Annotated in this window: 1 protein-coding gene; it reads right to left on the bottom strand. The window is 66.1% G+C overall.

Annotated features, from left to right (window positions below):
* Nucleotides 1-32: 32 nt before the first annotated feature.
* Nucleotides 33-24,479, bottom strand: a complete 24,447-nt coding sequence (locus ON33_RS25460) for a non-ribosomal peptide synthetase (RefSeq protein ID WP_083869289.1) — start codon at nt 24,477-24,479, stop codon at nt 33-35.
* Between the last annotated feature and the right edge of the window lie 294 nt (nt 24,480-24,773).

Genomic DNA, 24,773 nt, shown 5'->3' on the forward strand with positions numbered 1-24,773 from the left:
GTCATCGTCGAGACGAAACTGCTGAGGGGTAGTCAACATGCGTTCACGAACCTTTCCAGGACCGAGCCGACAACGGCCATTGCGCGCGGATGACTGAACTCGAGGTGACGTACGTCGACAACCGTGTTGTGTATCTTGCCGGTCACGTACAGGCGCCACGCCTGTGCGAGAGCGTCCTCTTCGGTGCGGTCTTCGCCAGCAGTGAAGAAGAGCAGATCTCCGTCGAAAACTGCGGGCCGGTAGCCGGCGGCCAGGTCGCTCGCGGTTTCGAAACTCTCCATCACCCGATCCGTCTGTTCGGCAGTGAACAGCCCGGTTCCGACCACTTGGCTGCGGATGACCGCCCATGCTTGCTCGTGGGTGTGCGCCTGGACCACATCGCCGAGATCGAACAATTCCCGCCAGCCGCCGAGGAGGTCCGCCATCAGGTGTCCTGGTGCGGACTCGTCCACGGCGGCGATCATCGAATCAGCAGACATATCGGGTGCGGAATCCAACAGGGTCAGGGTTCCGACGAGTTCACCGTCGCGCTGCAACTTGACCGCGATCGCGTGCGCGATTTGCCCACCCAGAGACCATCCGAGCAAGTGATACGGACCGTGCGGCTGCACTCCGCGAATCTCGGCCACATACCGCTCGGCCAATTCATCCACCGATTTCGCGCCTGGTTCGCCCGCGACCACATGTGGATCCTGCAGGCCGTACACCGGTCGTTCCTTGTCCACATGCTCGACCAAGCCGCCGTAGAACCACGCCAATCCACCGGCCGGGTGTACGGCGAATATCGCAGGCTTCGATCCGCTCGCACGAAGCGGAAGCACTACCTCCAGACCGGAGCCGCCCGCGGCTTCGTCGGCCCTGCGCGCCAACGCTTTCGGCGTCGCATCGTCGAACATCCAGGGCAGCGCGATCGTCACGCCACGAGCGCGCAACTCGGCCACCACCATCGTGGCCAGCAGCGAATTGCCGCCCAGATCGAAGAACCCATCCGACGCCCCGACCCGCTCCATGCCCAGGACTTGTGCGTAGACGTCAGCGATCATTTTCTCGGAATGGGTTCGCGGTGTGACGAACTCGGTCACCGATGCATCGAAATCGGGAGCGGGCAAAGCCTTTCGATCGAGTTTGCCATTGACCGTCAATGGCAGACCGGGCAGCACCATCACCGCCGAGGGGACCATGTACGTGGTCAGTACACGGGCGGCAGCCTCCCGGACCTCGCCCGGATCGATGTGCCGGCCGTCGACCCCCACTACGTAGCCGATCAGCTGATCGACGCCTCGCGCATGGCGATGCACCGCCGCGGCGGCGCGCGCCACATCAGGATGCTGGAGCAATGCGGATTCCACCTCGCCCAGTTCGATGCGGTAGCCGCGCAGCTGTACCTGCGCGTCCGCTCGGCCGGCGTAGGTCAATTCGAGCCCGCGCGCGGACTTGCTCCACCGGCCGAGATCTCCGGATCGATACAACCGCGAACCACGCGGACCGAAGGGATTCGCGATGAATCGTCCTGAGGTCAAAGCCGGGGCGCGCAGGTAGCCTCGTGACAGTTGCCCACCGGCCACATAGATCTCCCCGGCGACGCCGATCGGCACCGGCCGCAACCGATCGTCGAGCACATACACCCGTAACCCTGGCAGCGGTGATCCGATCCCGGCCGCGCCCGTGCCCTCGATCTCGCGGAATGTGACATGCACCGTCGTCTCGGTGATCCCGTACATGTTGACCAAGCACGGTGTTCCTCGATCGTGATCCGCGAGCCAATTGGTCAAGCGGGATGCATCCAGCGGCTCGCCACCGAATACGACGTATCGCAGGGCGAGTCGACCGGCGGGGCAACGGGATTCGCGATACACACGCTCTGCTTCGGCGAAACCGTAGAACGCCGATGGGGTCTGGCTCAATACCGTCACGCGCTCGCGCGCCACGAGATCGACGAGTTCCTTCGGCGACCTGGATGTGTCGTAGTCGACGACAACCAACCTGCCACCGGACAGTAGCGCACCCCACATTTCCCATACCGCGAAATCGAATGCGTACGAATGGAACAGCGTCCACACGTCGTCGGGGCCGACATCGAAACGCTCGGCCGTGTTGGCAAACAACGTGACCACTTCGCGGTGACTGATCGGCACTCCCTTGGGACGGCCCGTCGATCCGGAGGTGTAGATCACGTACGCGACATTCTCCGGCCGCAAGTTCGGCATCGCCGCGTCGGCGATCCTCGCCGCGTCCACACAATCCTCGACCAGCACCATCGGTGCCGCGCATTCGGGCAGGGCCGTAGCCGTTTCGACGGAGGTCAGCACCGCCGCCGGACGCGCATCGTCGAGCACGAACCGCAATCGGTCGATCGGATACGCCACGTCGAGTGGCAGATACCCGGCGCCTGCCCGAATCACTCCGAGCAGGCCCACGACCAGTTCGATCGAACGCGGCAATGCCACGGCCACAAGCGATTCCGGCTCCACTCCCTGTTCGGTCAGCCGGGCCGCGACCTGGACAGACCGTTGATCCAGTTCCGCGTAGGTCAGTTGCGAGGCGCCGTCGGTGACCGCGACGGCATCCGGCTGGTCCAAAGCTCGCGCAGCGAACAGGTCTGCGAGTGTCGCATCTGCCACCGCGGCGCCGTCTTCCCCTGCCGCGACCAGCAATTCGCGTCGCTGTATCGGATCGACGATGTCGATATCGCCGACCGGCACCGCGGGATTCGCGGTGACGTACTCCAGAATCCGGACGTAAGCGTGCGCGAACCGAGTCATCGTCTCGTTCACGAAGAGATCGGTGGCGAAGGTGAGCCGTCCCACCATGCCATCTGGACGGCCTTCCCGACCGAATCGCTCGGCCAACTTCACATTCAGGTCGGCCTGCGCCTGCTCGAAACCGTTTTCCATCAGCTCGACACTGAGCTCCGGCAGCTCCAATGCAGCCTTGCTCAGGTTCTGGACATCGAGTGTTACCTGATACAGCGGAAGATGCGCTGTCGACCGCGGCGGATTCAGCGCTTCCACAACTTGTTCGAAAGGCACATCCGCATGCGCGAACGCCGCCAGATCCGTCTCACGGATCGCGGCGAGCAGTTCGGCGAACGGCTGCCGCATCGACACCCGTGACCGCAGCACAAGGGTATTCACGAACATGCCGATCAGATCGTCGAGGTCGCGCTCTCCACGTCCGGCTATCGGGGCGCCGATCGCGATATCGCCGACGCCGGCCAGCCTCGACAGCAGCACGGCCAGTGCGGCATGCAGGACCATGAAGACTGTCGCGCTCGCCTCGCGTGCGACGCCGGCGATTCGCTCGTGCAGATCGGCGGAAAGTTCGAACTCGATTGCGCACCCGTCCATCGACGCGATCGGCGGCCGTGGAAAGTCGGTCGGCAGCTCGAGCAGCTCGGGCAGCCCGTCGAGGGTGTCCTTCCAGAATCGCAACTGCTGGGACATGACCGAGTCCGGGTCATCCGCCGACCCGAGCATCTCGTGCTGCCACAGCGCATAGTCGACGTACTGGACCGGAAGTACCTGCCACGTGGGCTCTTTCCCATGCCTGCTCGCCTCGTAGGCCATGGCCACATCCCGCGCCAGCGGGATCATCGACTGGCCATCCGCGCAGATATGGTGCACACAGATGACCAGAACATGGTCCCGGTCGTCGACAGCGAGCAATTCCATCCGCAACGGAGGCGCTTGCGTCACATCGAAACCCGCTGACACCACCGCGATCACGCGATCCATCACCTGATGTTCGGCGACCTGAACCGGATCCAGCGCGGGTACGACCTCGTCCACGGCGACGGCGACCTGACAGGGCCGGCCATGGACCATCGGGAACTTCGTACGCAGCGATTCGTGCCGGTCGACAACCAGTTCGCACGCGCGCCGCAGCGCATCGATGTCGAGTACTCCTCGCAGTCGGATCACCAGCGGGACGTTGTACCTGCCGACGGCGGTGTCGAACTGGTTGAGGAACCACATTCGCTGCTGCGCCGGTGACAGCAGTACCTGCGCCGGCCGGGGGCGCACCGTCAACGGCACCCGGGAGTCGCGGTCGAGAGTCGCCAGGCGAGCGGCGAGTTCGGCCACCACGGGCGCCTGGAACAGGTCGCGAACCCCCAGACGCACTCCTGACGCCGTACTCAACTGGGCGGCCACCCGGGTGGCCGACAGCGAATCGCCGCCCAGGTCGAAGAAACTGTCCGTCGCCCCGACACTGTCGATACCCAGCACGCTCTCGAACACTGCGGCGACACGTCGTTCGGCGTCGGTGCGGGGCGCGACCCGTTCCCCGCCCACCGCGAATTCCGGAGTGGGAAGGGCCGAGCGGTCGAGTTTGCCGGTCGTGGTGAGCGGAAGTTCGGCCAGCACGGCCAACGCCTCGGGCACCATGTGCGCGGGCAGCCGCAACCGCGCAGCGGCACGGACATCGTCCGGATCCAGCTCCTCGTCGGTGACGAGATAGCCGACGAGCCGGTCGACACCACGTTGATCCTCCCGCCGCAGAACCACCGCTTGGGAGATCCCGGGATACCCGGCCAGAACAGTTTCGATTTCACCGAGTTCGATGCGCTGGCCACGGATCTTGACCTGGAAATCGCGGCGTCCGAGATATTCCAGAGTGTGCTCGGGTGTCCAGCGAACCAGGTCGCCGGTGCGGTACATGCGCGAACCCGCCGCACCGAACGGATTCGCGACGAACGCGCCTGCGGTGGCCGATGCCCGGTTCGCGTAGCCGCGGGCCAGTTGCACTCCCGCGAGGTACAACTCCCCCACCACCCCGACCGGCACCGGCCGCAGCCACGCGTCGAGCACGACGGCCTCGACACCACGGATCGGCCCGCCGATGGTCACCGCGTCACCCGGGTGCAGCGCAGCGCTGATGCCGGCGAGAATCGTGGTTTCGGTCGGCCCGTACCCGTTCAGCAGCGTTCGGCCCGGCGCCCATGTCTCGACCGTTTCCGGCGTCACCGCCTCGCCTCCCGCCACCAGCACCCGCAGCGAATCCATACCGGCCGGTGACATCGTCGCCAGCACGCTGGGAGTAATGAAGGCATGCGAGACCTGCTGTGCGCGAACCAGTTCCGCCAACTCGTGCCCGGCGAAAACCGCGGGGGGCACGACCACCAGCCCGGCGCCGCTGGTGTGAGCCAGCAGCACCTCGAGGACCATCGCGTCGAAGCCGGGAGCGGCAACCTGCAGCACCCGCGATCCGGTGTCGACAGCGCACCGATCCCGCTGCGCGGCAGCGAAATTCGCAAGCCCCTCATGGGTGACCGCGACGCCCTTCGGCATTCCGGTCGAGCCCGAGGTGTAGAGAACGTATGCCACATCCTGGATGTGCGGCATCCGCACGAGTTCTCCAGCTGTGACACGGGCAATCGATTGCGCGTTGATCGACCGCTCGATGTCCGGATCGTCCATTACCAACGTAAACACCGTGCCGGGCAACAGATCTCGCGTCTCCTCGACCGTGACCGCCAGCCGAATGCCGGCATCGGACGCCATGAGCGCGATGCGCTCGGCCGGATTCCGTGTATCAACGGGCACGAACGCCGCGCCGGTTTTGGTCACCGCCCACAGGCCGATCACCAATTCGACCGACCGCGGCATCGCCAGCGCGACCTGATCACCCGGTCCTGTGCCACACGTGATCAGCTGCCGAGCCAGCTGGTTGGACCGGGCATCCAGCTCCGCGTAGGACACCGTGTGCGGACCGGACACTACCGCTACCGCATCGGGATTCACCGTCACGCCCGCTACCAGCAACTCCGACATCAGGCTCGGTGCCACGGCCCCTCCGCCCGATGCGGGCACCAGTGCGCGCCGCTCGTCCTCGGTCAGCAGATCGATCGCACCGAGCACCGTATCCGGATCGCCGGCCAGGGTCCGTAGCACGGTTTCCAGACGGCCCGCGAGACCGGCCGCCATCACCTCGTCGACGCGGGCTCGTTGGTAGCGGACTCGGACGTGCAACTCGTCGGTCTGGTGCGCCTGCACGGTGATGGGGTAGTGCGCCGCGTCGCGGCCCTCCGCTGAGACCACACGCATACCGTCGATGTCCACATCGCCCAGGCCACTGCTGTCGACCGGATACGACTCGAAAACGACCAGGGTGTCGAACAACTGGCTGTTGCCGGTGGCCGCCATGATCTGCGACAGTTCGAGGTAGTGGTGGTCGAGCAGACGAGTGTTGTCGGCTTGCAGCCGACGCAGAGCGTCCTCGACGCTCAGCTCCCGGCGCACCTCGGCGACGACCGGAATCGTATTGATGAACAGTCCTATCATCGACTCGACATCGGGCAATTCGGCGGGGCGGCCGGAAACCGTGCTGCCGAATGCCACGCGTTCGACACCGAGCAGGTTGCCCAGCACCACGGCCCAGGCGAACTGCACGATCGTCGCCATCGTCACGCCCCGTGCCCGCGCGAATGCCACCAATTCTGCTGTGGCGGAACGATCTACAACGATCGGCACATCGATCGGAATGTCTGCCGTCACCGGCGTGCGCGGATCGGCGACGAGTGTCGGCTCACTGATATCCCGCAGCGCGTCCCGCCACACTTCGATGCTGGCGTCGCGATCGCGCCGGTCCAGCCATTCCAGGTACTGCCGATACGAGGCCGCGGGCGGAAGCAGCTCCGGCTGCGCGGCAACGGCATACAAACCGATCAGCTCACGCCACAGCAACGGCAGCGACCAGCCGTCCAGGAGCAGATGGTGCGCCGTCAACACCAGCCGGAACTCGTTCTGCCCGAGGGCAACAAGCAGGAACCGCAGCAGCGGCGGGTCGGCGGGATCGAAGACGACCGCCCTCTCGGTTTCGATCAGCGCAGCGACCGCGCCGGCGTCGCCGGAGAGATCGACCTGATACCAGGGCACGGTGGTGCCGGCCGGAACGACCTGCGCCGGAACGCCATCCACCGTTCGGGTGAAGGCAGCCCGCAGGTTGGGATGGCGTTCGAGCAGAGCTTGTGCGGCACATTCGAGCCGGTCCTCGTCGACCGCGCCCGCGAGAGTGAGGACCGACTGAGCGGTGTACACATCGAGTTCGCCTGCCGCGAGTTCGGCGTGGAACAGCAGGCCCTCCTGCAGCGGCGCCAATGACCACACCTCGCTCAGCGGACCGTACCGGTCTGCGAATACATCCAGATCGTGCTGCGTGAGGTCGACCAGCGGAACATCCGCCCGGGACAATCCCCACTTGTCGTCGGCGCCGGCGAGGCTGGCGATCTCGGTCACGACGTCGACCCAGCCGGCGACGAGTGCGGCCACCTCGTCGTGTTGCAGTAGCCGCGAAGCGTAGCCGACATGTGCGGACAGTTCGGGTCCGATCTCGGTGTCCGCGATATCGACGTCGATCGTGATCACCGCTGCGGCAGGCATATCCGGATCGAAGGCGGATCGCCGGTCGAACTGCTCATCGGTCGGGACCCACGCGAGATCCGACAGGGATGCCAGGTCCACACCGGCGCGGCCGAGATTGTTGAAACTGATCTGTGGCTGGGGCGCCGGCGCGAGCCGGTCGGCGGTGTCGGTGTTCAAATAGCGCAGCAAGCCGTATCCGATGCCCTTGTCGGGGATCTCGCGCAGCTGGTCCTTGACGGACTTCACTGCCGTACGCAGGTCCGTGTCGTCGATGCCGCTCAGGTCGAGGGTTACGGGGTACGCGCTGGTGAACCAGCCGACGGTGCGTGAAACATCCGCTCCCGGGACTATCTGCTCTTCGCGGCCGTGTCCTTCCAGCAGGACTTTCATGCCCGGGTGCAGAATGCCGCGGCGTCGGCGCCAACGGGTCAGGGCCACGGCCAGCCCGGCCAGCAGCGCGTCATCGACGCTGCCGCGCACGGCCCGTGGCACCGAGTCCAGCAATGCCGAGGTCACCGCGGCCGGAATGGAGACCCTCAGGTATCGCACCGTCGCGTGGGTGTCGACGGATGGATCGAATTCCGCCGTCCCGAGAAGCGGATCGGCGGCGGTACTCATCCGCTGCCACAACTCGAACTCGCTGGCCCGGTCGGTGGCGGCAGCGGTCAACGCGTGTGCCCATCGCCGCATCGACGTACCCTGCGCCGGCAACTCGACCGCGCGTCCCTGGCCGATCTGCTGCCACGCGGTGACGAAGTCGGGCAGCAGGATTCGCCACGACACCCCGTCGACAGCCAGGTGATGAATCACGATGAGGGCACGGGCATCGGCCTCGACGCCCGATTCCGGAAGCAGGCACGCGACCTGCATCATCCGGCCCGCGGCGGGATCGAGACGATCCGACGCCTCGGTCAGCGCCGCTTCCACCACGGCGGTGAAACCGTCGCTGCCCGGCGCCTCGTGCGCCCGGAAGGTTCGTGCGAATACCGCGCCGATGGCATCGGCGGCGTGAGCGGGCAGCACATCCATGCACTGTTCGCGCATCCGCGACCGCAACATATCGTGCTGTTCGAGCACTGCCTGCACGGTCGCGATCACCTCGTCGACGCGCGCGTCCCGCGGCAAGCGAACCAGCATCGACTGTGCGAACCGATCGGCGGTCCCGATCCGGTCGACGAACCAGGACACGATCGGCGTGAAGGGGATGTCTCCCACACCGCCGCCCGGCAGCTCGGCGAGGGACACCCGGTCCGCAGCCGCGGCCACCTGCGCCAGCCCGCGCACGGTCTTGTGCTCGAAGATGTCCCGAGCGGTCACGACGACACCCACCGTCTTCAACCGCGACACCAACTGGATCGACATGATGGAGTCACCGCCGAGCGTGAAGAACGATGTTGTCACGCCGACCGACGCAACGCCGAGCACACCCGCGAAAGCCGCGGCGATGGTGCGTTCCAAGTCGGTCGCCGCGACGACGTCCTCGGCGCTGCCGGTATCGAAGACCGGTTCGGGCAACAGTTTCCGATCCACCTTGCCCGTCGAGGCGAGCGGCATGTGGTCGAGCACGGTGATCGTCGAGGGCACCATGTGGGCGGGCAGCACAGCGGCGACGTGATCGAGCACGACATCGGGTTCGACGCCCGCCGCGGTCTCGGCCACGATGTACGCGGCGAGCATGGGCTGCCCGCCAGGTCCCGAGCGGCTCACGGTGACCGCAGCAGCAACCTGCGGGTGCGCTTGGAGCACAGCGTCGATCTCCCCGAGTTCGATGCGCTGGCCACGGATCTTGACCTGAAAGTCGACCCGGCCGATGTACTCCAGCGCACCACTCGCGGTCCAACGGACGATGTCGCCGGTGCGATACATCCTCGATCCCGGCGCACTGTAGGGGTTCGCCACGAACGCGCCGGCGGTCAGAGCGAAGCGGTTCAGATAGCCACGGGCCAAGGCACCGCCGGAAAGGTACAACTCCCCGGTCACACCAACGGGCACTGGACGCAGCCGTGCGTCCAGCACTAGAGCCTCGACCCCACGGATCGGACCACCGATGTCGATCGGATCGGACGGCTGTACCGGATCGCTGATCGTGACCACGATCGTCGTCTCGGTCGGACCATAGATGTTGTGCAGTTGCCGCCCCGGCGCCCAGGAGGCGATCAGGTCCGCGGAGACCATCTCACCCCCGACCGCCAGCACCCGCACCGATGCGAAGTCCTCGGGCGACATCGTCACCAGCACGCTGGGTGTCAGGAACGCATGCGTCACCCGGTGCTCGCGGATCAGTGCGGCAAGATCCGCACCGCCGAACACTTCCGGCGGCGACACGACCAGGCAACCGCCGGCCGCGCACGCCATCAATGCCTCGAGCAGCACCGCGTCGAAGGCAGGCGCCGCCACCTGCAGCACACGCGACGTGGCGTCCACGCGATAGCGGGCCCGCTGCTCGGCGGCGAAGCCGGCCAATCCCTCGTGGCTGACCACGACACCTTTCGGTGTTCCGGTCGACCCCGACGTGTAGATCACATACGCCGCCTCCCGAATCCGCAGGGTCCGGCCACGAGCCGCATCCGTGATGGCCCGGCCGGACTGCGCGGCGATCTCGGCGGCTACTTCCGGTTCGTCGAGCACCAGCCATCGGACATCGCCCGGAAGCGACGCGCGCGCGGACGCGATCGTGATCCCTACGGTGACACCGGAATCGTTCACCATGTGGGCAATCCGCTCTGCGGGATATCGCAGATCCACCGGTACAAACGTGGCACCGGTCTTCGCGATCGCCCACATGGCGACGTGGTAGTCGACCGAGCGCGGCACGGCCAGTGCGGTGAACGTACCCGGTCCGGCGCCTCGGGCGAGCAGAACTGCGCTGAGCTGGTTGGACCGGCGGTCCAGCTCGGCGTAGGTGAGGGTTCCGGTCTCACCGATCAGGGCGATCGCGGTCGGATCTGCTGCCACCGCCGCGGCGAGCAGATCGGGCAGCAGACACGGCGACGGGCTCTCGCCGCCTCGCGCCGGGACCAGTCGTCCGGCCTCCGTCGGGTCGAGCAGATCGATTCCGCCGACCGTCCGCGCCGGGTCGGACACGACCGATTCCAGGACTCGGACGAATCTCTCCGCGAGCGCTTCCGCCGTGGACGCGACGAACAGGTCTGTGGCGTAAATGATCTCGCCGTCGATTCCGCCCGGCCGTTCGCCATCGCCGCGTTCGGTCATCAGCACGGTGAGATCGGTTTTCGCCTGCGCGATACCGGGGTCGAGCAGTTCGACATCCACACCGGGCAACTCGAACCGCGCCGCGCCCATGTTCTGCAGACCGAACATCACTTGATACAGCGGCGTATACGCGGTGGATCGGGCACGGTCGAGAATGTCGACCAGCCGCTCGTAGGGCACATCGGCGTGGGCCAGCGCATCGACGTCGACGTCGCGTACCTCCGCCAAGAGTTCGCGGAACGACAGATCGTCCCGAACCCGCGTGCGCAGCACCACGGTATTGACGAACATGCCGACCAGATCGTCCAGCGCCCGGCTGCCTCGACCGGCAACCGGAGAACCGACCGAGATGTCCTCGCTGTGCGCGGTGCGCGCCAACAGGATCGCCAGTGCGGCATGGAGCACAACGAACACCGTGACTCCCTCACGGTGTGCCAGCCGCACTACCTCGTCGTGCAGCCGAGCCGACAGCGCGAAGCCGACACTGCCACCGGCCATCGACATGGTGGCGGGCCGGGGTCGATCCGTCGGCAGGTCCAGCAGCTCCGGAGCACCACCGAGGACCTCGCTCCAATGTGCGATCTGCCGGGCGATCGGCGACGCCGGATCGTCCTCGGCACCGAGTATTTCCCCCTGCCACATCGCGTAGTCCGCGTATTGGACCTCGAGCGGTTTCCACTGTGGCGCTTCGCCGTTCACACGCGCCGCGTAGGCGGCGAAGATGTCGCGGGCCAGCGGTGCCATCGAGGAACCGTCGGCCGCTATGTGATGGACCACGAGCACGATCACCTGCTCGTCGCCACCGGTGCGGTATACCCGTGCCCGCACCGGCACCGAATCCACTACATCGAAACCTGTTTCGACGACCTGCCGGATCCGGTCGGCCAGCTCCGCCTCGTCGGTGACAGGCTCCGGATTCAGCATCAGCTCCTCGGCCACAGCCGCAACCGGACGCACTACCTGGCACGGTTCGCCGTCGACGGCGGGATACACCGTGCGCAGTGGCTCGTGCCGCTCCACCACGTCGAGTAGCGCCGCCTGTAGCGCCTCGAGATCCAGCCGGCCTGTCAGCCGGGCCGCAAAGCAGATGTTGTATGCCGCCGAGGCGGTGTCGAACTGATTGAGGAACCACATCCGCCGTTGTGCCGCCGCCAACGGGACCGCTGCCGGACGCGGCCGGGCGGTGAGCGGAACCACCGCGTGACCGGCTCTTGTGCGCAGGCGCTCGGCCAATCCGGCAATCGTCGGTTCGGTGAAGACGTCGCGAATGCCGACCTCGATGCCGAACTCCGCGGCGGCCCGGGCCGCGATACGGGCGGCGGAGAGTGAGTTGACCCCGATCTCGAAGAGGTTCGCCGTCACGGTCACCCGATCGCGATCGGTGATCTCCGCGACGATTGCCGCAAGGGCTGCTTCCCGTTCGGTGCGGGGTGGCACGAATTCCTCGGCATCGTCGAACACCGGCTGCGGCAAGGCAGCTCGGTCGAGCTTGCCGTTCGGTGTCGACGGGATCGCCTCGAGGATTTGCACGGCGGCCGGAATCAGGTAGGACGGCAATGCGTGGGTGAGCTGGTCGCGAATCGAGCGCCCATCGGTGCGCGCGCCGGGAGCGAGTGTCACGTATGCGACGATTCGATCCGTCGTAGCGACGGCCACGGCGCGTGCGACGTCCGGGAGCGTGGACAGCGCCGCTTCGACATCACCAGGCTCGACCCGCTGGCCGCGGACCTTGACCTGAAAGTCGCTGCGGCCCAGGTATTCCAGCTCACCGGTTTTCACCCACCGGACCAGGTCGCCGGTGCGATACAGTCGCTCACCGGGCCTGCCGAACGGGTGCGCGACAAAGGCACCGCAGGTGAGGTCGGGACGGGCGTGGTAACCGCGCGCCAGCTGGACACCCGAGACATAGAGGTCGCCGACGACACCGATCGGCACCGGTCGCAGCCACGGGTCCAGGACGTAGACCCGCATGCCGGCCACCGGCGTACCGATGGGGGCCGTCGAATGGTTCGCTACCCCCGGCAGGCAACGCGCCGCCGTCACGACTTCCGCCTCGGCCGGGCCGTACCAGTTCAGCACCTCGGCATGCGCGAATACGCGCGATGCGGCGTCGACGGTGCGCTGCGCCAGCGCCTCACCGGCGACGAAGACCCGTCGTATCGACGGCAGCGGCGTCCCCGCGGCGGTTTCGACCAGAACCTCGAGCATCGATGGCACGAAGTGCACAGTGCTGATCTGATGGTCCGCAATGACGGTTGCGATATATCCGGGATCGCGATGCCCATCGGGTTCGGCGACCACGATCTGCGCACCGGTCTGCAAGGGCCAGAACAGCTCCCATACGGCGATGTCGAAGGTGATCGGGGTCTTGTACAGCACGGTGTCGGACGCGTCGTGCGGCCATTGCTGCTGTGCCCACGCCAATTGGCTCACGGTCGCGGCGTGGGTCAGCGCGACGCCCTTGGGGACTCCCGTGGAGCCGGAGGTGAACAGGATGTAGGCGACGTTGTCCGGCCGCAGCGGCGTACGACGCTCGGCGTCGGTGATCGGGACATCCGGAAGACCGGCCACGTCGACTCGATCGACGCACGAGATCTCGAAACCACGTGGCAGTGCGTCGCCATCCGCTGAGGTGGTGAGTACCAGCAGCGGCTGCGCCGCGTTCAGCACATCAGCGATGCGGGCGGTCGGATGATCCGGATCGATCGGCAGGAATGCGGCGCCCGCCTTGACTACCGCGTACAGCGCGGTGATGAGTTCGACCGATCGCCGGATGCCCACCGCGACAACGGTTTCCGGCCCGGCACCACGGGCGATGAGCCATCGGGCCAGGCGATTGACGCGGGTGTCGAACTCCCGGTAGGTCATCCTGACGCCGCCCGGAAGACAGATCGCCGGAGCATCCGGGGTTCGGGCGACCTGTTCGTCCACAGCGTCGACCAGCGTCCGGCCGGTCGCCGCGGGGCCGGCGGTGTCGTTCCATCGCTGCAGCACCAGGTGGCGCTCCGCGGCATCGAGCAACTCGATACCGCCGACCGCCGCGTCGGCGTCGGTCGCGGCGGCGTCGAGCACCCGCACGAATTGTTCTGCGAAGCGCAGCACTGAGCCATCGTCGAAAAGGTCAGTGGCATACGTCAGCCGCAGCGTCATGCCGGTCGGCTCGCGGTGAGCGCCGTGTCCCTCCGTGATCATCAGCAGCAGGTCGTAGATCGCGGCGCTGTCTTCCGGATCGAGGCTCTCCACGGTGAGACCCGGAAGCTCGACCCGCGCCTGCGCCATGTTCTGATAGGCGAGCATGACCTGGAACAACGGCGTATACGACGTCGATCGTGCCGGATTCAGTGCCTCCACCAGCTGCTCGAACGGGATGGTGGCATGGTCGAAAGCCTCGGTGGCCGTGCGCCGCACCTGGTTCAGCAGACTGGTGAACGATTGATCCCGCCTGCACCGGCTGCGCATCACCAGGGTGTTGACGAACATCCCGACCAGGTTGTCCAGCGATCGATGGCCGCGGCCGGCATGCGGCACACCGATCGTGATGTCGTCACTGCCGGAAAGCCTCGACAGCAACACCGCCAACGCGGTGTGCACGACCATGAATGTCGTCGCCCCGGCGCGCCGCGCCAGCGCCTCCAACCGGGCGTGCAGCTCGCTCGGGATCGTGGCATGGACGACCGCGCCGCGTTGTGTCTGCACGAGCGGCCGTGGCCGATCGGTCGGCACTTCGATCACATCAGGGATACCCGCGAGTTGTGTTTTCCAGTAGGCGAGGTCGTGGGCCAGGTACGAGCCCGGGTCCTCCGCCGAGCCGAGCACCTCGCGCTGCCAGAGTGCGTAATCAGCGAACTGTACGGCCAGCGGCGCCCAGTCCGGCGGATTGCCGCTGGACCGTGCGCGGTAGGCCGTGACGATGTCGGCGGCCAGCGGTGCAACCGAAGAACCGTCGCAACTGATGTGGTGGACTGCCAGCGCGACCACCCAGGTCTCGTCGGACAGCCGGTACAGGGCAATGCGCAGCGGCACGCCCTTCGACACGTCGAATCCGGTACCGAAGAACTCGGTCAACCGGGCAGACAACTCGTGCTCATCGACCGGTTGCGGCCCGAGGTCCCAGTTTCCGACGACGTCGGCCGCGTCGAGCACGACCTGTGCGGGGATGCCATCGACCGCTGGATACATGGTGCGCAGACTCTCGTGCCGCTCGATGACATCACCGACCGCCGCTGCGAGCGCATCGAGATCGACGCTACCGTCGAGCCGCATCGCCAGCGGCACAACATATCCGGGCGAACTCGGATCGAACTGGTTGAGGAACCACATCCGGGCCTGTGCCAGCGACAGCGGGATACGATCCGGGCGCGGCGTGCGAGTTGGCGCGGGCAGGTTCGGCACCGCGCGCAGCTGCCCGATTCGTTCGGACAGCTCTGCGACAGTGGGTGCTTCGAAGATCACCCGCACCGGCACGGTGACGCCGGCGATTTCGCCTATCCGGCTCAGCGCACGCGTTGCGAGGAGCGAGTTTCCGCCGAGGTCGAAGAAGTTGTCGTCCGCGCCGACCTCTGGAAGATCGAGCAGTTCGCCGACTACCCCGGCGACGGTCTGCTCGATGAGGCCTTGCGGCGCACGGTATTCCGCTTCGTGGCCTCTCACATCCGGTGCCGGCAATGCCCGGTAGTCGACCTTGCCGTTGACGGTGAGCGGGACAGCACCGATCCGGACTATCGAGGACGGCACCATATACGCCGGCAACCGCTGCAGCAGGAACGCTCGGACCTGCTGGAGGTCCAGCGCCTCCGCGGTAACCAGATACGCGACCAGGTACTGTTCGCCGCGCTCGGTGCGCATCTGCACGACGGCCGCGGCAACCTGCTCGTGCGCGACCAACGCGGCTTCGATGTCACCGAGCTCGATGCGAAGACCGCGTACCTTCACCTGGGTGTCGGCACGGCCGACATAACGCAGGTTGCCATCCGAGCCCCAGCGAACCAGATCACCCGTGCGGTACAGCCGGGCCCCGCCTGTGCTGCCGAAGGGGTCGGCGACGAAGCTCGCTGCCGTCAGGCCAGGGCGCTCGTGATAGCCGCGAGCCGGCTGGACTCCACCCAGGTACAGCTCTCCGGTCACCCCGACAGGAACCTGATGCAGTCGCGAATCGAGCACGCGCACAACCACATTCGCCTCGGGGGTGCCGATAGGCACGGTGACGTCGTCGAGCGCGCCGATGCGATGAGCGGTGACGCTCACCGCCGCCTCCGTCGGCCCGTACAGGTTGTCGATGCGCGCCGTGCTGAGTTGCCGGAAGCGACGGACGGTCTCGGCCGGCAATGCCTCACCGATGCACAGCACCCGCCGCAGATCGGGGAACTCACGCGCGCCGGCCGCATCGAGGAATGCCGACAGCGAGGACGGCACGAAGTCCACGGTCGTGATCCGGTGTTCGGCGAGCAGCCCGGCTGCGGCTCCGGGGTCGAGGTGCGCGTCGCGACCAGCGACAACCACCGCCGCGCCGCAGGTCAGTGCGGAAAACAGCTCCCAGACCGACAGATCGAAGGTGGCCGGCGTCCGCAACAGCATGATGTCCTCGGCCCCGAGCCCGTAATGGTCCCGCAGCCAGCGAAGTTGGTTGACCACCGCGGCATGCGGTACGGCCACCCCCTTGGGCACGCCCGTCGAGCCGGAGGTGTAGATGACATACGCCAGATCATCCGGGCGCAGCGACCGGGGCCGATCGGCGTCTGTCACCGTCGACGTATCCGCGCGCTCGCTATCGAGCTGCTCGAATGCCCACACCGTTACGTTTTCGGGCACATTCGCCTGGTCGACCGGCCGGGTGATGACGGCACTCGGCCGCGCGTCGGTGACGACCGCACGCACCCGGTCGACCGGATGATCCGGATCCAGAGGCAGGTAGGCCGCGCCGGCCGCATGAATCGCGTACAGCGTGGTCAGCAGATCGACACAGCGGCGCATCGCGACGGCGACGACGGTTCCCGGGCCGACTCCGCGTCCGATCAGCACCCGAGCCAGCGAATTCACCCGCGCCGCGAATTCCCCGTAACCGAGCCGGCCGCCACCCTCGGCGTCGACAACCGCGATCCTGTTCGGGTTCGCGGCAGCCTGCGCGGCGAACAGGGACGCGATCGTCTCGGACGAAGGGCTCGTCAACTCACCGCTCGACCGCGCCGCCAGCTCGCGCGCCTCGTTCGCCGTCAGCAGCTCGATATCGCCCACGACACAGGTGGGCTCGGCCACGATCGCCCGCAGCAACAGCAGGTAGCGGTCGAACATCGCAGCGACCGTCGCCTCATCGAAAAGATCTGTTGCATAACTGAATTCGACTGCCATGTGGCCCGGATCACCATCCGACGCCGGTGAGTCGACAAGGTTCAGATGCAGGTCGTACTTGGCCACGCTCGGATCGACCATCCGGGCCGAAACCGTCAGGTCCTCGAACTCCACGGTCGGGATCTCGATGTTCTGGAACGAGAATCCAACCTGGGTCAAGGGCGAATGTGCCGTCGAGCGAGGCGGATTCAGTACCTCGACAAGCCGTTCGAACGGAATGTCGGCGGTCTCGAATGCACCCAGATCGGCGGCCCGGACCTGATCGAGAATGTTCAGAAACGACGAGCCAGGGTCGATGCGCGTCCGCAATACCAGTGTATTGACGAACATTCCGATCAGATTGTCCAGTCCGGGCTCGCCACGGCCTGCGATCGGTGTGCCCACCGCGATGTCGCCGGTTCCCGAAAGCCTCGCCAGCAGCATGGCGTACGCCGCGTGCATCACCATGAAGACCGTCGCGTCGAGTCGCCGGGCCAACGCGATCACATCACGATGGAGGTCTGCGGGCACCACCGTCGATATGGCCGCCCCCCGGAACGACTGTTTGGCCGGTCGTGGCCGATCGGTCGGCAGGTCGAGCACCTCGGGCAGGTCGGCGAGGGTCGCGCGCCAATACTCGAGCTGGGCGGCGGTCAGGCTGTTCGGGTCGTTTTCGGTACCGAGCATTTTTTGTTGCCACACAGCGTAATCCGCGTATTGCACGGGCAACGGCGTCCACTGCGGGGACTGGTGTCCGACGCGAGCCTGGTAAGCGGTCGCGAGGTCTGCGGCCAGCGGCGCCAGCGACGACCCGTCGAAGCTGATGTGGTGGACGACGAGAATCAGAGTGTGCTCGCCGGGTGCGCTGCGCAGCAGAGTGATCCGGAACGGAACCTCGGAGGTGACATCGAACCCGGCGGTCACCTCCGCAGCGATGCGCGCCTCGACCTCGCCTTCGGGGACCGGCACGGGCTCCAACGAAGGCCGTGCCGTCGCCATCGGCACGATCACCTGATGTGGTCCACTGTCGCTGTCCGGGTAGACGGTTCGCAGGGATTCGTGCCGGTCGATCACATCGGCGATCGCCGCGTGCATGGCGGCCACGTCGAGGTTGCCCGACATGTGGACGACCATCGGAACGTTGTATATCGGCGAGGCGGTATCGAACTGATTGAGGAACCACATGCGTGTCTGCGCGGGCGAGAGCGGGATCCGGTCCGGGCGCTCTTGCGGACCCAGCGGTTCCCGTCCGGCCGCGTCGCTGGTCCGGATGCTTTCCGCCAGCGCGGCGACAGTCGGCGCTTCGAAGACCGCGCGCAACGAGACGTCGGCGCCGAACGCGGCGCTCAGCTGTGCTGCTGCCCTGGTCGCCGACAGCGAGTTGCCGCCCAGATCGAAGAAGCTGTCGAACACACCGACCCGCTCGATTCCCAGCACGGCGGCACACACATCGGCGACCAGCTGCTCGGCCGCGTCGCGCGGTGCGACGTATTCGGTTGTGCCGGTGGCGAAAACCGGTTCGGGCAATGCCACACGGTCGATCTTGCCCACTGCCGACAACGGCAGCGTGTCGAGCACCATCACCGTGTCCGGGACCATGTGGGACGGCAGGCGCTGCGCGGCGTAACCGAGCAGATCCGCGGTGTCGACGGCGCCATTGGCCGGCACGACGTAGGCCACCAGTCGCGACCCGCCGGCGGTCGCCGCACCCACCGTCACCGCTGCTGCCACGGTGGGGTGCGCGGCGAGAACGGCCTCGATTTCGCCGAGTTCGATGCGCTGCCCCCGGACCTTGACCTGGAAGTCGGCGCGACCGAGATATTCGAGGGTTTCCTCGGATGTCCATCGGACCAGATCACCGGTGCGGTACATGCGGGTGCCCGGGGGACCGTACGGATCGGCAACGAAGGTGGTGGCTGTCGCGGCCGGCCGCTCGAGGTATCCGCGGGCCAGCTGCACTCCGGAGACATACAGCTGTCCCGATACTCCGACAGGCACCGGCTGCAGGCCCGCGTCCAGTACCACGGCCTCGACACCACGAATCGGGCCGCCAATGGTGACGCGGTCCCCGGCGCACAACGGGTCGCTGATCGCCACCATGATCGTGGTCTCGGTGGGCCCGTAACCGTTGTACAGCTGTCGGCCCGGTGCCCATACCGCGACCGTCTCCGCCGACACCGCCTCCCCACCGGCGACCAGCACTCGCAGCGAATCCAGACCGGCCGGCGACATTGTCGCCAGGACACTGGGGGTCACGAAGGCGTGCGATACCCGCTGCTTCCCGATCAATTCCGCCAACTCACGGCCCGCGAACACGTCGGGAGGCGATACCACCAACGCCGCGCCGTTCGCATGAGCCATCAGCAACTCCAGCACAACCGCGTCGAAACCCGGTGCTGCCAACTGCAACACCCGCGAGGAACTGTCGACCCGATAGCGGTGCCGCTGCTCGGCAGCGAAATTCGCCAGTCCCGAGTGCGTGACCGCGACACCTTTCGGCGCCCCCGTCGACCCCGAGGTGTAGAGCACATAGGCCACGTCCGAGACACGGCAGGACCGCAGCCGGTCTGCATCCGTCACCGCGGCCGGAGACCGAGCCGCGATGCGCGCCTGTGCGTCGGGTGCATCGAGCGCCAGCCGCTGAACCCGGTCCGGCAGCAGGTCCTGTGACGCCTCGACGGTGAGACCCACCCGCACGTCGGCATCGGCCACCATGAGGGCAACGCGGTCGGCCGGATTGCGCGGATCCACCGGCACGAACGCCGCGCCCGCCTTGGTCACCGCCCACATCCCGACCACGAACTCCGCCGACCGGTCCATCGCCAACGCGACCTGGTCGCCCGGGCCGACACCCCACGCGATCAATTGCCGGGCAAGACGATTCGACTGCTCATCGAGCTCTCGGTACGACATCGTGTGTTCACCCGAAACCACAGCCACCGCATCGGGATCCGCGACCGACAACAACTCCGCCAAGACCCGCGGCGCCACGGCAGGACCCCCCGACGCAGGCACCAAACCGGCCTGCTCGATCCCCGACAGCACATTCACGCGACCCACCGGCAGGTCAGGACTCGACACCACCGCATCGAGGACCCGATTCAGCCGCGCGGCCAATTCCTCGACCGTCTCCCGATCGAACAGATCTGTGGCGTAGTTGATCCGGAGGGCGACATCGCCTCCCGCAGAGGCGTTTTCGGCGACCGTGACGATAACGTCCACCTTCGCCGGTTGCGGCCCCGGATCCAGGATCTCGACCGTGAGTTCGGGCAGCTCCAGCCTTGGACGGTCCATGTTCTCGAAAACGAGGTAAACCTGGCACAGCGGTGCGTGCGCGACCGATCGCCTGGGATCTATTTCATCGACAACCCGTTCGTATGGAAGGTCGCTGTTGGCTAAAGCATCGACATCGATGTCCTTGACCCGCCACAGAAACTCGATGAACGATTCATCGGAACGCACCTCGGTACGCAGCGGCACCGTATTGACGAACATGCCGACGAGCGGTTCCAGCGCACGCTCCCCTCGGCCCGCGACCGGTGTCCCGATGGTGATATCCCCCGAGCCCGACAGCCGGGCCAGCAGCACCGCCAGCGCGGCATGGATGACCATGAAGGTAGTGACGCTGGACGTACGGGCCAGATACTGGATCGCAGCAAAGGTTTCGGCTGGGATCACGCTCTCGGCGATGTCGCCGCGCATGGATTGGCGAGCAGGACGCGGCCGGTCCGCGGGCAGCTCCAGCAACGGCGGCATTCCCGCCAGTTGTTTCACCCAGTAACGCAACTGGCGTGCCGCCAACGACTCGGGGTCGTCTTCGTCGCCGAGCATGCCGCGGCGCCAGATGCTGTAATCGGCGTATTGCACGGTCAGGGGCCGCCAGTCCGGAATTCTTCCCTGCGACCTTGCTTCATAGGCCGTCGCGATATCGGCCGCGAGCGGTGGAAGCGACGAACCGTCACAGCAAATATGGTGCAGAACCACGACCAGGACGTGCCGACGCCGTTCGCTGGACTCGAGCAGTGCGACTCGGATCGGTGGACTTGTTCGCACGTCGAAGCCGGTCGAAGTCAGCTCACCGATTCGATGCGCGATGTCGGCGCAATCGATCTTCTCCGGTATCAGGCCGACACCGTGGCCGGCCGCCAGAACAACCTGCCTCCCTTCCCCTTTCGCGTCCGGATAGACGGTCCGCAGGGATTCGTGCCGATCGATCACATCCATCAGAGCCAGGCGCAGCGCGGTGACATCGAGTCGGCCGGTCAGCTGCACCACCAGCGGAATGTTGTATGCCGTGGAGGCCGGGTCGGCCTGATTGATCAGCCACATCCGGTTCTGCGCGGGCGACAATGGAATCGGCTCGACGCGCGGTTGCGCGCTCAGCACGAGCCCGCTGTGGTGGTGCTCGACGTCGATATGCGCGGCGAGTTCGGCGACGGTCGGCTTGCTGAACAGATCGCGGACCGACACAGCGGATCCGGTCAGCTCGGCGATTCTCGCGGCGGCGTTGGTCGCGGTGAGCGAATTGCCGCCCAGTTCGAAGAAGTTGTCCAGCACGCCTATTCGATCGAGGTCCAGCACCTCGGCGAAGATGGCCGCGATCGTCTCCTCGACCGCCGAACTCGGCGCCACATAGGCCGCGGACGAATCGAAGACCGGCTCCGGCAGCGCCCGATAGTCCACCTTGCCGTTCACCGTCAGGGGCAGCTCGGGCACCACCACGACGGCGGCCGGCACCATGTACTCCGGCAGCAATGTCGCGACATACGTGCGCAAAGTGTCGGCCGTACAGGCATCTTCGCCGGTCGGCACGACATAGGCCACGAGCCTGGCCGCCGCCGTGCCAGGGCGATGGACGATGACAACCGCCGCCGAGACCGCGCTATGGGTCGACAACGCAGTGCGAATTTCGTCCAATTCTATGCGGAACCCACGCAGTTGCACCTGCTGATCGGCGCGGCCGCGGTATTCCAGCTCGCCCTGGTGATTCCAGCGTGCGACATCGCCGCTGCGGTAGAGCCGCTCGCCTGGTCGGCCGAACGGGCTGGCAACAAATCGGGCGGCAGTCAGCGATGAGCGGTTGAGATAGCCGCGGGCGAGTTGGGTTCCGGCAACGTAGATCTCGCCCCAGGCGCCCAACGGCGCCGGCCGCAATTGTTCATCGAGAACATAGGTGCGCAGGCCAGGCAGTGCTGGACCGATCGTACTCGGGGCGTCCGCCGTCGCGATGCTCCGTGTCAGGCCGAAATAGGTCACGAATACGGTGGTTTCGGTAATGCCATAGCTGTTCGCCAGCACCGGGAGCTCCGGGTTGTGCTCATACCAGTCCGCCAGCACAGCCGGGTCGAGTCGTTCGCCGGAGAGTATGACCAGTCGCAGCGAAAGCTCACCGTCAGGCTCACCCGCATCTTCGTACCGCCGGTACGCCGCACCGAACTGCTGGAACGCAAACGGTGTCTGGTTGAAGACGGTCACCTTCTCGCGTGCCGCCAAGCGCACGACATCGTCTGGTGAGCGGGTCGTGGGGGTGTCCACGACAACCAGGCGGCCACCACTGGCCAACGCGCCGAAGATCTCCCACACCGAGTAGTCGAACGCGAAGGAGTGGAACAACATCCACACGTCGCCGGGCTGCACGCCGATCTCGGCGCACGCGTTCACCAGGTACGTCGCCACGGCGCGATGGGCAATGGCCACGCCCTTGGGCCGGCCCGTCGACCCCGAGGTGTAGATGACGTAGGCGATGTTGTCGGGGCGCAGCGGGCTGGTCCGGTCGGCGTCGGTGACAGGTGTCGTAGCCTCCTCGCCGGCGACCTCGTCGAACAGCACCACGCGGCCCGGGTCTCCGGGCACAAGCTCGCGCATGTCGCCGGTGGTGACGACGGCGATCGGATCGGCGTCGTTCAGCACGTATTCCAGCCGATCGGCCGGATGCGCGATATCCAGCGGCAGGTATCCGGCGCCTGACTTCAGCACGGCCAGCGTGACGATGATGAGATCGGCATCCCGTGGCATCGCGATCGCCACCAGCGAGTCCGGACCCGCCCCGAGCGCGATGAGGGTGCGTGCGAACCGATTGGAACGCTCGTCCAGCTCACGATAGGTGAGGGTGGCCCCCTCCGATGTGACGGCAACTGCCGATGGAGTCGCATCGACCTGCCGCGTCAGCGAATCCACGAGCGTCGCCGTACTCGTTGCCCCATCGCGCCCGGCCAGTTCCCCGACGATCCGTGCCTCTTCAGCAGGGTCGACGAGCGGAACAGCGATCAGGGGTGTTTCGACGGGCGCTTCGATCAGCCGTTGCAGGAAGGCGATGAATCGGTGGGCGTGCGCATCGAGTTCATCCTGGCCATAGAGATTCGCGTTGCCGTGCAGTTCGATCAACAGCGGCGCGTCGACCCCCGAACGATAGAGATTCAGCTGAAGATCGTCCAATGTGCCCGAGGTCAGCGCGCGATAGCGGCCAACAGCAGACCCGAGACGAATTTCGGAGTCGAAGAAGAGGATATTGACGATCGGACCGAACGAGTTCGCAGACGCATCCAATGCACTCGATTCGCGGCGCAGGTCCTCGAACCGGTAGAGCTGATGCCGCATCGCGGAGACGAGTTCGGACACCGACGCTCGGACCAGTTGCTCCACGGTGGTCGTTCTATCCAACGTGAATCGGATCGGCACCATGTTCGCCAACATCGCGGCGGCATTGCGCAAGCCCTTCGTCACGCGCCCGCTCACCGGCATCGACAACACCACATCGTTGCCACCGGTCATTCGCGCGAGGAATGCGGCGAAGGCCGCCACGACGACCTGCGCGGGCGATGCTTGCAGGTTGCCGGAGAAACGGTCGAGCAGGTCGGACAACTGCGGCGGAAGCTCGACGCCGGAAACACGATCGACCTTGCTCGGCCGGGCGGTGCGACCGGACAGACTCGCCGGCGTCGGAAGGCCGGCAATCCTGCCGAGCCAGTATTCCCTGTCGCTCTCGAACCGAGAGCTCGCCCGATACGCGTGCTCCGCTTCGATGATCTCGCGCAACGTGGCCGCTTCCCGAGGCGCCGGCGGACGGCCCTCGAGCAAGGCGTCGTAATGCTCGGCCAGCCGGGTCAACACGTTGAACGCACCGTAGCCATCGATGACGAGATGATGGGCACGCGCATACCAGAGATACCGATCCTCGCCGATTCGGATCAACCGTGTCTCGGCGAGCCGGTCACGGCTCATATCCTCAGCTCTGGTATTGAAGTCGCGCCGCATCCATTCCATTGCCGCCGCGAACGGATCGCTCTCCCCGCTGACGTCCAGCACGGACTCGTCGTAAGTCATACTGCGATCGACGAATTGATAGGGAACGCCGTCGGACTCGACCACCCGGACGACGAGAGATTCTGATTCGTGGCCGGCATCGTTCACCGCCCTGATGAAGGCTTCGACGTCGATCGGGCCCTCGATCTCGACGTACTGTGCGATGTTCATCGCCTGCCCGCCAGGCAGGTTGTCCGCAAGCCACATACCGTATTGCGCCCTCGACAGCGGAATCAGTTCCGACTGGCGGTCAGCAGGTTCGGTCGACCTCAGATTCATCTGAACCCCTTCACCTGGTCGGCCTTGGAATCCAACTCGGACACCATGCCGTAGTGCGGCAACTCCCCCGCACCCGTCTATCAACGTTTCCCGGTATCACAAAGCCTGAAGAATCGGACATTTCGAACGTCTGGTTAAGAACGCGGGCTCACAACATGCCCGGCATACAGTTTTTCGCGTCGCGTTCTCGAACGGCACGTTGCGATACGGTCACAGACCACGAGAGGGAATGCCGATCAAGTACGCGAAATCCACTACCACCCAGGGAAATTCGGTCAGAACAAGGTCCAACGA

Source organism: Nocardia niigatensis NBRC 100131 (assembly GCF_000308655.1).
Taxonomy (GTDB): Bacteria; Actinomycetota; Actinomycetes; order Mycobacteriales; family Mycobacteriaceae; genus Nocardia; species Nocardia niigatensis.